At 63.7% G+C, this 14268-nt stretch carries 4 protein-coding genes; 1 reads left to right on the top strand and 3 read right to left on the bottom strand.

Annotated features, from left to right (window positions below; translation table 11 throughout):
• Positions 1 to 217: 217 nt before the first annotated feature.
• Positions 218 to 892 carry a hypothetical protein gene (locus ACM6I7_RS00795; protein WP_027613858.1) on the top strand — a complete coding sequence of 225 codons (675 nt, stop codon included), beginning with the start codon at positions 218 to 220 and terminating at the stop codon, positions 890 to 892.
• A 136-nt stretch (positions 893 to 1028) separates the two neighbouring features.
• Here ACM6I7_RS00795 and mnmH read toward each other — a convergent pair whose 3' ends face one another.
• The 3 genes from mnmH to ACM6I7_RS00780 all read right to left on the bottom strand — a co-directional run bounded on the left by mnmH (position 1029) and on the right by ACM6I7_RS00780 (position 13971).
• Positions 1029 to 2132, bottom strand: a complete 1104-nt coding sequence (gene mnmH, locus ACM6I7_RS00790; protein WP_414887786.1) for a tRNA 2-selenouridine(34) synthase MnmH — start codon at positions 2130 to 2132, stop codon at positions 1029 to 1031.
• Positions 2132 to 3166, bottom strand: a complete 1035-nt coding sequence (gene selD / locus ACM6I7_RS00785; protein ID WP_414887785.1) for a selenide, water dikinase SelD — start codon at positions 3164 to 3166, stop codon at positions 2132 to 2134. The genes mnmH and selD overlap by 1 nt, the downstream gene beginning before the upstream one ends.
• 281 nt (positions 3167 to 3447) lie before the next feature.
• On the bottom strand, positions 3448 to 13971 hold the full coding sequence (locus ACM6I7_RS00780; RefSeq protein WP_414887784.1) for an autotransporter-associated beta strand repeat-containing protein: 10524 nt from the start codon (positions 13969 to 13971) through the stop codon (positions 3448 to 3450).
• Positions 13972 to 14268: the final 297 nt, after the last annotated feature.

The raw sequence follows: 14268 nt of genomic DNA, 5'->3' as shown, positions 1-14268 counted from the left end.
CATCCAGTCACATGGGAAGCGCTGATCATAATCCAGGAACCGTAACATTCTGCAGCTAGTGTGCAGAAGCCAGGATCGAACCAAGCGGCCTCAGTGGACTCTGAGCTATGTCTTTGCAAGGGAAGTACGACACGACATGGACAACACCCGGTGCTGGGAGCCCGCGGTGTAAGGGTTGGTCAGCCCCAACCGAATTTGCTGAAGAATCCTATATTCAATGACGAACCTCATGAGTTTCGCCAAACGCTTCAAACATCGCGCCTATGTGGCCCTGCCCTCCCTGCTGGCAGTCAGTGCGCTGACCTTGTCGCTCGAATCGAGCCAGATTCGCGCGCAACCGGTGGACGGTACGCAGACGCTGATCTTCCTGCGCCACGCGGAAAAACCCGAGGGCGGTCTCGGCCAGCTCAACTGTCAGGGTCTGAACCGGGCGATCGAGCTGTCGACCCTGCTGCCGGAAAAATTCGGCAAGGCCGATTACGTGTTCGCCGCCAACCCGACACGCAATGTCGAGGAAGGCGAACTGGACAACTCCTACAGCTACATCCGTCCGTTGATGACCATCAGCCCCGCCGCGATCAAGCTCGGCCTGCCGGTGAACATCGAGTTCTCCGCCAACGACACCAGTGATCTGGCGCGCGAACTGATCGAGGACAAGTACCACAACGCGACGATCTACACCGCCTGGTCGCACGGCTATTTGCCGGAGCTGATCAACAAGGTTGCCGGCAAGGCCGTCGGCGAGAAGCAGACCATCACCGATGACTGGGCGTCGGGCGATTTCGATTCGCTGTACGTGCTGACCCTGACCTGGCACAACGGCAAGGCCAGTTTGCAGAGCCACAGCTACAAGCAGGGGCTGGATAACGGCAAGGCGACCTGTCCGACTTGAGTTTTGCGCTGCCTGTACCGGCCCTTTCGCGAGCAAGCCCGCTCCCACAGGGGATCTGTGTCAGGCAGAAATTTCTGCCCAGTGGAGACCCAATGTGGGAGCGGGCTTGCTCGCGAAGAGGCCCGCAAGAGCACCCTCAAACCCGCTGATTCAGCCGCTCACGCAGATACTCCAGCACCGCCCCGCGCTCCCCGGCAAACTCGATCCGCCCGCCCTTCTTCTCACGCTGAAACGCATACATCGGGTCGTAATACTCGCGCAGCAACACGCTGATCCAGTCACGGAACTGCTCGACCGAACCGCTGCGCGCCTGCTCGGCCAGGGCCTCTTCCATCTGCAGGAACATCCGCTGATGGCGTTCGCCGCCCAGCCGGCGCTGGATATTGTTCAAACTCGCAATCAGCCGCTCGGCATACAGCGCAAAGCCCTGCTCGCCATGCACCGCGACAAACTCGGCGTGCAGGTTGATCACGTAATCCTGCAGAATCCGCTCGACCCGCTGCTCCAGGCTGTCTTCGAGCCAGACCATCGGCGCCACTTGCATGCCTCGGTACAGCGGCAGTGGCAAGGCACAACTGCCGACTACCCGGCTCTCGTCTTCCAGCACAAACTGCTGGATCCCGCCGGCGCGTTTTTTCAGCAGATCAACGGCCAGACGGTTTTCAAAATCGATGTTGGTCGGTTGGCCGGTGGCGCGCTTGCCGAAACTCGAACCCCGATGATTGGCGTGGCCTTCCAGATCCAGACCATTACTCAACTGCACCAACAGTTCGGTCTTGCCGGTGCCGGTCATGCCGCCCAGCAGCACCATATCGCACTCGGCCACGGCCTGATCGATCGTCTCCAGCAGGAACGTACGCATCGCCTTATAGCCACCGCCGACACGCGGGTAATCGATCCCGCCCTCTTCCTTGATCCATTGCTGGACGATCTGCGAACGCAGGCCGCCGCGAAAGCAATACAGATAGCCGTCGGGGTGTGCCCGGGCAAACTCGACCCAGCCTTGAATGCGCTGCTCCCGCACTTCGGCAGAAACCAGCCGCTCACCCAGGGCGATGGCGGCTTGTTGTCCATGCTGCTTGTAGCAAGTCCCCACCTGCTCGCGCTCGCGGTCGTTCATCAGCGGCAGGTTGACGACGCCCGGAAACGCGCCGTGGGCAAACTCGATCGGCGCACGGGCATCCATCATCGGCCGGTCGTTGAGGAAAATATCGCGGTAATCGGTGCAGTCGCGTGACATCAGTTCACCTCGACTGCGTGGGTCTGTCGCTCGACCAGCTCGCCGATCGGCGCCAGGTTCAGGCCCAGTTCGGCAGCCACGGCGAGGAATTCGGCGTTGCCTTCCGGTGTAACTGCAATCAACAGACCGCCGCTGGTCTGCGGGTCGCACAGCACGCGCTTGTGCAACTCCTGCAGACGGCCGAGCTTGCTCGAATAGCTGTCAAAGTTACGCAAGGTGCCACCGGGCACACAGCCCTGTTCGAGGTAGTACTCGACGCTGTCCAGACGCGGCACGTGGTTGTAGCCGATACGTGCGGTCAGGTGGCTGCCGTCGGCCATTTCCACCAGATGCCCGAGCAGGCCGAAACCGGTAACGTCGGTCATCGCGGTGACGCCGGCCAGTTTGCCAAAACGGCTGCCGGGTTTGTTCACGGTGCACATCCAGTCACGGGCCACGCCAATGTCGCTGGAACGCAATTTGCCTTTCTTCTCGGCGGTGGTGAGGATGCCGATGCCCAACGGCTTGGTCAGGTACAGCAGGCAACCGGCGGTGGCGGTGTCGTTGCGCTTCATGTGGCGCTTTTCCACCAGACCGGTCACGGCCAGGCCGAAAATCGGCTCCGGCGCATCGATCGAATGCCCACCGGCTAGCGGAATGCCGGCGGCGTCACACACCGCGCGCCCGCCGCGAATCACTTCCCGCGCCACTTCCGGCGCCAGCACATTCACCGGCCAGCCGAGGATCGCAATCGCCATCAACGGATCGCCGCCCATCGCATAGATGTCGCTGATCGCGTTGGTCGCGGCGATACGGCCGAAGTCGAACGGGTCGTCGACAATCGGCATGAAAAAATCAGTGGTCGACACCACACCGCGCTCGGCGTCGATCTCGTACACCGCCGCATCATCACGCGAGGCATTGCCGACCCACAGTTTCGGGTCAAGGTTCTGCGCTCCGCTGCCGGCCAGAATCACTTCCAGCACCTGCGGGGAAATCTTGCAGCCACAACCGGCACCGTGGCTGTATTGGGTCAGGCGAATCGGCTCGCTCATGGGAGAGTCTCTGGCAATTGATGGGGCGGATTCTAGCAGAGCGCGGGCCGGCTGATTTTTGCGCTGACTGTCACGGCCCCTTCGCGAGCAGGCTCGCTCCCACACGGGATCTCCAGTGGACACAGAGTCGGTGGGTGACAGAGAGCAAATGTGGGAGTGAGCCTGCTCGCGAAAGCTATCGAGCGGTCACCGCCACTTCATCGCCGGACCTATAAAGCCGCTCTATTCTGCCTCCCAAAAAAAACCGCCCTTTCGGGCGGCTAAAGTACTTCGACCATGATTCAGAAGCTTTGACTGAAGCTGATGTTGAACGCGCTGTCGTTGTTGTCGCTCGACACCTGGCCCGAGTAGCCGATGCCCAGCTTGCCGGTCGGGGTGACCTGGAAGTCGATGCCGGCTTCGAGCAATGCGCTGTCCTTGGCGATGGGTACGCCCTGGGTGCTGAACGAGGCGCCGCCGTCGATGAAGGTCAGGTCGGCGTCAGGTTTGGTGTCGCCGTAGGCATGCCGCCAGCCGATGGCCGCGCGTGGCGTCAGTTGGCTGCCGTTGGCCAGGGTCACCAATTTGCCGACACGCACACCAAGGGTCGAGTAGGTGATGTCCTGATCGGCGTCGGCCTTCAGGCGCCCCACTCCCCCTTTTTCCTTGCCGGTGTCGCTGTCGTAGTTGACGTAGGCCAGCCCGGCGAACGGTTCGATGGCAACGCCTGCCGCGTTGATCGCGTAACCCACTTCACCGAACACCTGCGCACTGCGCGCGTCGTAATCGGCCTTCAGGCGATCGTTGTAAGTACCGACGCTGACATCGCGTTTGGTCTCGATGCTGTGCCAGCTGTAAGCCGCGCCGAGGCGCACCGCCAGTGCATCGAATTGCGAGTTCAGATAACCGGCCAGGTGGTAGCTGTCGACCTTGGCATCTGAGTTGCGATCGTGCGCATTGAGGTTGCTGCGGGTGTAGCCGGCCGCCATCCCGGCACGCCAGGTGTCATCCAGAGCCTTGTCGGTGCCGAGCATGAAACCGCCGAGGTTGCGATCGACTTTCGCCGTGTTGCTGTCGCCGCCCATGTCGCCCCAGGCACCGATAGCCCGGATCCAGCCGACCATTTCCCCGTGGCAGCCGTTGCTGCTCAGTTGCGTGTCGCTCGGTGCCAGGGTTTTGCGTGGATCATCCGCAGCGCTGCACGACGGCTGGCGCATGCGGTCATTGACCGCCTCACGGATGAAGCGCGAGTCTTCCAGCATGGCGCTGGCGGTGCTGGCGTGGATTTCACCCGACAGGCTGTCGAACGCATTGCGTGCACCGGCCACGCTGAGGTTGACGATCTGGTTCTGCAACGCCGCACCGGCCGCACCGTTATTGGACAGTGCCGTGGCGGTGCCGCGCTGGTTGCCCGTGGCAGCGACGTCGGCGAACGAGTTGCCGTTGCGGCTCACAGCCAGGGTGACCGAGTCGGCACCGTAGACCAGCGAGCTGTCGAGGAACGCGTACTGCGGCAGATCGGCGGCACTGAAGGTCCCGGTCACACCACCGCCCGCAGTGATCAATGAGTAAGTGGTGTTGCCAGTGAACGGCGCCAGGCTGTTGACCACCAGACTGCCACTCAGAGCTGCCGTGCCACCTACCGCCAACGGTGTCGCGGTTGGCGAGCTGACGGTCAGCGCCAGTACACCATCGCTGCTGTTGGTCAGGTTGCCGGCCACGCTCAAGGTGCCGTCAGCGCCACCGGAAGCGACCACACCGTGGTTGACCACCGAACCGACGCTGCCGTTACCGCTCAGGCCTGCGCCGTTGGCGACCGTGACTTGTGCGCCCAGCGAAGCCCGGGCCGCACGGCTGCCGACTTGCAGCAGGCCTTGATCGACGGAAACCGTACCGCTGAACGGTTGATTGCCGACCATCAACAGGCGACTCACGCCGCGTTTGAACAGCGCGCCGGTGCCGTTGAGCACACCATTGAACTGGCCATCGGTGTTTTGCTGGAACACCAGCGAGGCATTGTTGGTGATGTTGCCTTGCAGGCTGGTGGTGTTACCGACCAGCGTACCGCCGCTGACCGTGGTGCCACCGCTGTAGGTGTTGGCGCCCGTAAGAACCAGAGTGCCGGAATCGAGTTTCTCGATCCCTCCCGTACCCACCAGCGGTGCGGAGACTTCGGCGCTGGCGCCGGCATTCACCCGCACCGGTGCCAGACTGCCGTCGGCACCATTGACCGGCGTCAGCGTGCCGCCAGCCCCCGGAACCACGCTGTAGCCACTGGTAAGGAACTGCAGACCGGTGAAGTTCTGATTGCCCTGCACAGTGACGGTACCCGCCTGGCCACCAAACACTGCGAATTGACCATTGGACGCCAGCGCCTGAGTGCCGCTCGGATCGGTCCAGTTGGTGCCCGGGCCCCAGACGCCACTGCCGCCACCGATGCTGCCATCAGGGTTGGTAGTGCCGCCGTTCCAGAACTGCACCTCACCCGGCGTGCCTTGTACCAACAGGTTGATCTGATTGGCGATCGCGGTTTGCAGGGTCAGGTTGGCCGCCGATACCGGCAGGCTGCCGTAGACCAGCCCGTTGTCGGTCAGGCTGCCACCGTAGCGGAACAGTTGATAGACCCCGGTGCCAAAGCCGCCGGCGTTGCTGATGTTCAGCGTGCCGTCGAGGGTCAGGTTACCGGCGACGTTGACCACCGTGGTGGAGCTGGCGGCCGAGCCGAGGCTGAAGTCCAGGTTGGTGCCCGAGGACAGCGCCAGCGAGCCGACCGACAACGGTGTAGCCGTGCCGCCACCGGTCAGCGTCGCACCGCTGGCCAGTTGCACGTTGCCGCCCAGTTGTCCGCTGCCTCCGACTTTCGCGCCACTGGCGACGTTGACGTTGGCGCTGTTGAGCACGCCGTTGACGATCAGGTTGCCGGCCTGCACCGAAGTGTCACCGGTGAAGGTGTTGTTGCCGGTCAGGAGCAATTGGCCGGTGCCGGTTTTGTTCAACGTGCCGGCGCCGGTGAGGTTGCCGGTGTAGCTGCCGTCGGCGTTCTGCGCGAAGGTCAGCGCCGCGTTGTTGACGATGGCGCCTTGCAGGCTACTGGTGTCGCCAGTGGTAGTGCCAGCGTTCAGCGTGGTGCCGCCGCTGTAGGTGTTGGCGCCGCTAAGCACGAGGTCAGCGCTGCCGTTTTTCACCAGGCTGCCGGTGCCGGTGATGGCGCCGAGCAGCGTGGTGTTCTGGTTGCCGGCCAGGGTCAGTTGCGACCCCAGATTGATCGCGTTGGCCAGTTGCAGCGCCGAGGTGCTGTCGAGGCTGGCGTTGCCGGTCACGCTCAGTGCACCGCTGCTGATTGCGCTGTTGTTGCCCAGCACTAGCGTACCGCCAGCGAGCTGAGTACCACCGCTGTAGGTGTTGCTGCCGTTGAGGGTCAGGCTCGAAGCGCCAGACTTGATCAGGTTGCCCGCCCCACTGACTACACCGTCGAGGGTCAAGGCGTTACTGCCAGCGACAGTCAGGCCACCGTTCACCACCACATCGTTGCCCAGCGTGACGGCTGCGTTGCTGTCCAGCGCGGTGCCGTCCGCAGCGGTCAACAAACCGCTGCCGAGCGCTGCGTTGTTGCCCACGACGATCTTGCCGCCATTGAGCGCAGTGCCACCGGTGTAGCCGTTGGCGGCGTTGAGCACCAGCGTGCCGGTGTCGTATTTGCCGAGGGTGCCGCTGCCGTTAAGCGCAACGCCGACGGTCGCGGTGGCGTTCGGATCGACTCGCACCGTGGCGTTACCCAACGAACCGTTGACCAGATTCAGCGAACCCGCGGTGCCGTCCTGCAGGCTGTAGCCATCGGTGACGAACTGCATGCCGGTGATGGTTTGTGCGCCGTTCACGGTGACCGTGCCCGCCGTGCCCTGGAACACCGCGAAGTTGTTGGTCCAGGCCTGATTGGTGGTGCCGTTGACGTCGGTCCAGTTGGTGGTGCCGGTGCCCCAGGTGCCGCTGCCGCCATCGACCGAACCGTTGGCCACCAGTTGGTTGCCGTCCCAGAACTGCACGGTGACGCCCGGTGCAGTGACCAGCAAATTGATCTGGTTGGCCAGCGCGGTTTGCAGAGTCAGATCGCCCGGGGTGACGCTGCCCGGCACCGTGCCGATCAGCATGCCGTTGTCGGTCAGGCCGCCGGTGTAGTTGATCAACCGGTACACACCACTGCCGAAACCGCCGATGTCGCTAACGTTCAGGGTGCCGTCGAGGGTCAGGTTGCCGCCGACATTCACCAGCGCATTGCCGCCACCGGAAACCGGCGTGCCCAGTCCGACATCGAAATTGGAGTTGGCGTTGAACACCAGCGAGTTCACCGACAGGGTGCTGCCGGTGGCGCCGGCCAGATGACCGCCGTCGGCCACGGTCACCGCACCGCCGAGCGAGCCGCCGCCGGTCAGGGTGCCGCCGCTGTTGACCAGTACGCTGGCGCTGTCCAGCGAGCCGCTGACGTTCAAGGTGCCGGCGTTGACCGTGGTGTTGCCGGTCAGGCTGTTGAGGCCGGTCAGGGTCAGCGTTCCGGTGCCGAGCTTGCTCAATTCGCCGGTTCCGGTGAGGACACCGGCGAAAAGGCTGCTGGCGTTGTTGCCGCCGATGCTCAGGGTGTTGCCGCCACCGATCAGTGCGGTGCCGCTACCGGTCAGACTGGCGAGGCTGCCGGAGCCGCCGAGATTGAGAGTTGACGCAGCGCCGAGGTTGACCCCGGCATTGCTGCCCAGTGCCGAGTTGCCCAGTGTCGTGAGGCTGCCCGATTGCACATCAAAGGTGCCGCTGAAGGTGTTGTTGCCGGACAGCGTCAGGTCGGCCAGACCATTCTTGGTCAGGGTGCCCGCGCCGGCGATCACGCCACCGAGCGTCAGGTTGTTGTTGCCAGCCACGCTCAGGTTGGCATTGACGTTGACGTTGTTGGCCAGCACCAGCGGCGCGGTGGTGTCGAGGGTCGACGCACCCGCCACGGTTACCGCGCCGGAGCCCAGGCCCGCCGAGGTGCCAAGGGTCACGGTGCCGGCGTTCAGTGTGGTGCCGCCGCTGTAAGTGTTAATGCCGTTGAGGGTCAGGTTGGACGCGCCGTTCTTGATCAGACCGCCGGTGCCGCTGACCACGCCGCTGAGCGCGACGTCGCTGCTGCCGGTATTGGTCAGATTGGCGTTGAGCACCACGTTGTTGCCCAGCGACACCGCGGTGTTGCTGTCCAGCGCCGAGGCACCGGCCACGGTCAGGTTGCCCAGACCGAGTGCGCCGTTGCTGCCGGCGGTCAGTGTGCCGGCGTTGAGAGTGACGCCGCCGAGGAAATTGTTAGCCCCGCTCAGGATCAGGTTGGCCGCACCATTCTTGGTCAGGCTGCCGGCGCCATTGATCGCACCGCTCAGTGTCAGATCGTTGCTGCCGACGACACCGAGGTTGCCCGCCAGATTGATCGCATTACCCGCCGTGAAGGCGCCGCTGGCATCCAGTGTGGTGCCGTTCGCCGCGTTCAGGATGGCCGAGCCCAGCGCGCTGTTCGACGCCAGAATCAAGCCGCCCGCATTCAGCGCCACCGGCCCGAGGAAAGCGTTGTTGCCACCGAGAGTCAGGCTGGCCGAACCGTTCTTGATCAGACCGCCGGTGCCGGAAATGACACCGTTGAGGGTCAGCGCATTACTGCCCAACAGGGTCAGATTGCCGTTAAGCGTGGCGGCATTGCCCAGGGTCACGGCCGTGTTGCTGTCCAGTTGCGTGCCGGCGTTGGCAATCAATGCGCCGGTGCCCAGTGCGATGTTGCTGCCGACCACCAAGGTGCCGCCGTCCAGTTGCGTACCACCGGTGTAGCTGTTGGCGCCGTTGAGTACCAGGGTACCGGCGTCGAGTTTATTGAGGATGCCGCTGCCATCGATATTCACGCCGATGGTCGCAGTAACGCCCGGATCAACCCGCAGCGCTGTGGTACCGCCAGTGCCGTTGACTGCGGTCAGTTGCCCCGCCGCGCCGTTGACCAGGTTGTAGCCGTCGGTGAGGAATTGCATACCGGTGAACGCTTGCGTGCCGTTCACCGTCACAGTGCCCGCAGCACCCTGGAATACCGCGAAGTCACCGGCCCATGGCTGGTTGACCAGACCATTGGCATCGGTCCAGTTGGTGCCGACAGCATTCCACGTGCCGCTGCCGCCATCGACCACGCCGTTGGCGATGGTCTGGCTGCCGTCCCAGTAACGGATGTTGCTGTTCGGTGCCGACACTTGAATATTGATCTGATTGCCCACGCCGGTCTGCACCACCAGATCGCCAAGGCCATAGCCGACCGGCACGCTGGCGACGTCCAGACCGAGATTAGTCAGGGCACCGGTGTAGTTGAACAGGCGATACACACCGACGCCGAAACCGCCGGCATCGGTGACGTTGAGATTGCCGTCAAGGGTAAGGTTGCCGCCGATGTTCATCAGCGAACTGGTCGACGGAGTCCCCAGCGCCACATCCACGTTGCTACCGGCACCGAGGGTCAGGCCACTGGCTGACAAGGTATTGCCCGATGACAGCGCCAGATGGCCCCCGCTATTAATGTTCACTGTGCCAAGCGCCGAGCCGGTACCGGTCAGGGTACCGCCGGTGTTGACGTTGACCTGTGCACTGCCCAGCGAACCGCTCAGGTTCACGATACCGCCATCGATCGCGGTATTGCCGGTAATGCCGTTGATGCCAGTGAGGTTCAAGGTGCCGGTGCCGACTTTAGTCAGGCCACCGCTGCCACTGAGATCACCATCAAAGGTGCTGGTGACGTTGCCGCCACCGACGCTCAACGTGTTGCTGCCAGTCAGTTGCACACTGCCGCTGCCGGTCAGCGCGCCGAGGCTGGCATCGCTACCGAGATTCAGGCCGGCACCGGCACTGATGTTGACGCCAGAAGTGTTGCCCAGTGCGTTGGTGTTGAGGGTAGTGACGCTGCCGGAGACGATGTTCACGGCGCCGGTAAAGGTGTTGTTGCCGGCCAGAGTCAGGTCCGACAGGCCGTTTTTGGTCAGGCTGCCGGCGCCGTCGATGATGCCGTTGAGGCTCAGGTCGTTATTGCCGGCCACCGTCAGCCCGGCGTTGAGGGTGATCGCGTTGCCGATACCGAACGAGGCGCTGTTATCGAGAGTCGCCGCGCCGCCGACGGTCAAGCCACCACTACCCAGACCGTTGGCATTGCCCAGGGTCAGGGTACCGGCGTTGAGGGTGGTGCCGCCGCTGAAGGTGTTGTTGCCGTTGAGTGTCAGATTCGCTGCGCCATTCTTGATCAATTGGCCGCTGCCGCTGGTGACGCCACCGAGGGTCAGATTCTGCGTGCCGCCGACGGTCAATCCAGCGTTGAGAGTGACGCCGTTATTGAGGCTGACCAGCGGCGAATTGCTGTCCAGTGTGGCAGCGCCAGCGACGGTCAGTGCGCCGGAACCCAGCGCCGAACTGTTGCCGACGGTCAGCGTACCGGCGTTCAACGTGGTGCCGCCGAGGTAGTTGTTGGCCGCATTGAGAATCAGATTGGCCGCGCCGTCTTTCACCAGACTGCCGGCGCCGCTGACCAGACCGGTCAAGGTCAGATCTGCCGTGCCACCGATATTCAAGGCTCCCGCCAGGCCCACTGCGTTGTTCAGGCTGACGGCGGTGTTGGCGTCCAGCGTGGTATTGGCCGCCGCATTCAGCGTACCGACGCCCAGCGCGGTGTTGCTGCCGACAATCAGCTTGCCGGTGTTCAGTGCAGTGTTGCCGAAATAGGTGTTGGCGCCGTTGAGGGTCAGGTCGGCCGCGCCGTTCTTGGTCAGCCCACCGATGCCGGCGACCACCCCGCCGAGAATCAGCGCATTGCTGCCGCCGACGGTCAGCGTGCCGCCGAGGTTGACGTTGTTGGCCAGGGTCGCCGCCGTGCTTGCATCCAGCGTGGTGCCGTTCGACGCGTTCAGTGCGCCCGTACCCAGAGCGGTGTTGGAGCCGACCACCAGCGAACCGGCATTCAACGCCGTGGTGCCGGTGTAGGTGTTGTTGCCGGTCAGGGTCAGGCTCGATGCGCCGGTCTTGATCAGGCCGTTCGCGCCACTGATTACCCCGCCGAGGGTCAGCGCGTTGGCGCCGCCTGCGGTGAGGTTGGCATTGAGAATCACGTTGTTGTTCAGGGTCACGGCGGAACTACTGTTGAGGGTGCCTGCGCCTTCCACCGACAAGGCGCCGGTGCCCAGTGCCGCACCGTTGCCGACGGTCAGGCTGCCGGCATTCAGGGTGGTGCCGCCGCTGTAGGTATTGCTGCCGTTGAGGGTCAGATTGGCGGCGCCGTTTTTCACCAGTTGGCTGGTACCGCTGATCCCGCCACCGAGGGTCAGCGCGTTGCTGCCGCCAATCCCCAGACTGTTATTGAGAATGACGTTGTTGTTCAGTGTCACCGCCGCATTGCTGTCGAGCGTCGCCACGCCGCCGACGGTGATGTTGCCGCTGCCGAGCGCCGCATTCGCGCCGGCCGTAATGGTGCCGGCGTTCAACGCGACGGCACCGAGGAAAGTATTGGCGCCATTGAGAATCAGATTGGCCGCGCCGTTCTTGGTCAGCCCGCCGCTGCCGCTGACGATACCGCCGAGGGTCAGGTTGGCGCTGCCGCCGATGTTCAGATTGCCACCGAGTGACACCGCGTTGGTCAGCGCCACCGCTGTGCTGGCATCGAGGGTGGTACCTGCTGCCGTGGTCAATGCGCCCGTGCCCAGCGCGGTGTTGGAGCCGACAATCAGCGTGCCAGCATTCAGCGCAGTGCCGCCGGAGAAAGTGTTATTGCCGCTGAGGCTGAGGCTCGCAGTGCCGTTCTTGATCAGATTGCCGGCGCCGCTGACGACCCCGCTCAGGCCCAGTGCCTGGGTGCCGCCAATGGTCAGATCCGCCGCCAGCGCGACAGCGTTGGCCAGGGTCACCGCCGTGGTCGCATCCAGCGTGGTGCCGGCCGCGGCGTTCAACGCGCCAGTCCCCAGTGCGGTGTTGCTGCCGACGAACAGGCTGCCGGCGTTGAGAAGCGTGTTGCCGGCGTTGGTATTGTTCCCCGTCAGGGTCAGGCTGGCGGTACCGGATTTGGTAATCCCGCCAGTACCGGACAGGACGCCGCCCAGGGTCAGGGCATTGCTGCCGAGCACGTTGAGCGCGCCGGTCATGGCGATGTTGTTGGCCAGCGTGACGTTGGCGGTGCTGTCGAGGCTGGTGCCAGCGGCGGTGTTCAGCGCACCGCTGCCCAGTGAATTGTTGTTGGTCACCAGCAGGCTGCCGGCGCTCAGGGTGGTAGTACCGGTGAAGCCGGTGTTGGCGCCACTGACGGTCAGGCTGCCGCTGCCGGTTTTGGTCAGGCCACTGCTGCCGTTGATCAAGCCGCCGAGGGTCAGTGCGCCAGTGCCGCCGGCGGTCAAGGTGCCGCCGAGGTTGATGGCGTTGGCCAGGCTGATCGTGCCCGGCGCGCTCAGGGTCGTCGCGCCAGTGACGTTGAGGGTGCCGGTGCTGAATGCCTGATTGTTGCTGATCTGCACCGTGCCGCCATTGAGCGTGGTGTTGCCCAGATAGGTGTTGGCAGCGCTGAGGCTCAGTTGCCCGGAACCGACTTTGGTCAGGCCGCCGCTGCCGGAAATCACCCCGCTCAGGGTGGTGGCGTTGGTGCCCTGCACGGTCACACCACCGGCGCCGAGGGAGATCAGATTGCTGAGGTTCAACCCGGCGTTGCTGGCCTGGAGGATCCCGCCGTTGGAGGTGAGCACCCCGCTGCCGAACGTGGCGTTGTTGTTGAACTGGGCGACACCGCCATTGAGCGTGGTCGCGCCGCTGACCAGTGGCCCTTGCAAGGTCCAGGTGCCGCTGTTGATGGTCAGGTTGTTGAAGTTGACGTAAGTGGCGCTCGACGCCGTGCCGACCCCGGTGGTGCCGCCGCCGACACCGGCCGGGTTTTGCAGGATCAGGTTGTTGGTACCGCCCGCGCCGCCATCGACAGTACCGGTCGGGGCGAAGGTCAGGTTGATGCCGATCAGTCCGCCGAGGCCGACGCTGACCTGCACGCCGTCACCCACGTTGACGCTGGAGCCGGTTACCGCCGTAAAGGTGTTGGTGCTGCTCGCGCCCATCGACACGCCGCCAGTGATCGCACCGGCGTTAGTGAAGGTGTTGCCCGCCGCCGAGGTCTCGAAGGCGATCCGGCCGTTGATCACGCCGGTGCTGCTGTTGGTCATGTTGACCTGCGAGCCGCCGTACACACCGACCACCGGGGTGTCGGCCAGGGTGATGCCGCCGACCGAGAGTCCGGTCGAGGTGATGGTGCCATTGTTGGTGATGCTGGTAGTGCCGGCCGCAGCGTTGTTCACCGCGATGCCCAGGCCGTCAACGCTGGTCAGGTTGAGCCCGAGCAACATGCCGGTACCGCGAATGATCCCGCTGGCATTGTTGAGCACGCTGACCGTACTGGTTGCGCCCGTACCGATGAAGGCACCGCCGCTCAACACCGAGACCAGCCCGAGCAGCGCCGGGTCGATCGTCCCGGAGTTGTTCAGGCTGATGTTGACCCCGGTCAGGTCCATCACATGGCCGCCGAGCGTCGCGTTCATCTGCGCCCCGGAGTTGACGTTGACCGTCAGACCGTTGGTGGCACTGGCGAAATTGTTGAGAAACAGCGGCAGACTCGGCACGCCGGTACAGGTCACCGTGGAGCCTGCCGTGGAGCATGTGGCCAGTGCCGGTGCACTGACGCCGCCGAACAACAGCCCGGCAACGCTCAGGTGCACAGCAAGGGAAAGTGGGGAAAAACGCGAAACGAGGGCGACACCAAACCTTGCTTCCACGGGCTACTCCTTGTCGTGGCCAAATTCTTCCTTGAAGGCGTGGGAGACGTGCTTATTCCACACGCGAATCAAGACTGCGACGGTCATCACAAAACCGCGTCTTGGCTGACAAGCTAGTAGACGCCCCGCGATGGGGCACTGATTAAATGGTGTTAATACTTTAATACTAGGACCGTCTAGAACGCGGGTTTCGGTCAGTAAACACTGGGTTTGGCGACACCTGACTAACCCTGTGGGAGCGGGCTTGCTCGCGAAAGCGGTGTATCTGTGAAGGATATGTCAGCTGACCCGACGCCT

It is taken from the genome of Pseudomonas sp. IT-93MI4 (genome assembly GCF_949767635.1).
GTDB classification, from domain to species: Bacteria; Pseudomonadota; Gammaproteobacteria; order Pseudomonadales; family Pseudomonadaceae; genus Aquipseudomonas; species Aquipseudomonas putida_A.
The sequence above is the reverse complement of the archived record's forward strand: the minus strand, read 5'-3'. Positions and strand labels throughout refer to the sequence as shown.

Bases quoted from the DNA above. Each gene is read 5' to 3' on its own strand.
- ACM6I7_RS00795 (WP_027613858.1), top strand. From the start codon at position 218: ATGACGAACCTCATGAGTTTCGCCAAACGCTTCAAACATCGCGCCTAT.
- mnmH (WP_414887786.1), bottom strand. From the start codon at position 2,132: ATGTCACGCGACTGCACCGATTACCGCGATATTTTCCTCAACGACCGG.
- selD (WP_414887785.1), bottom strand. From the start codon at position 3,166: ATGAGCGAGCCGATTCGCCTGACCCAATACAGCCACGGTGCCGGTTGT.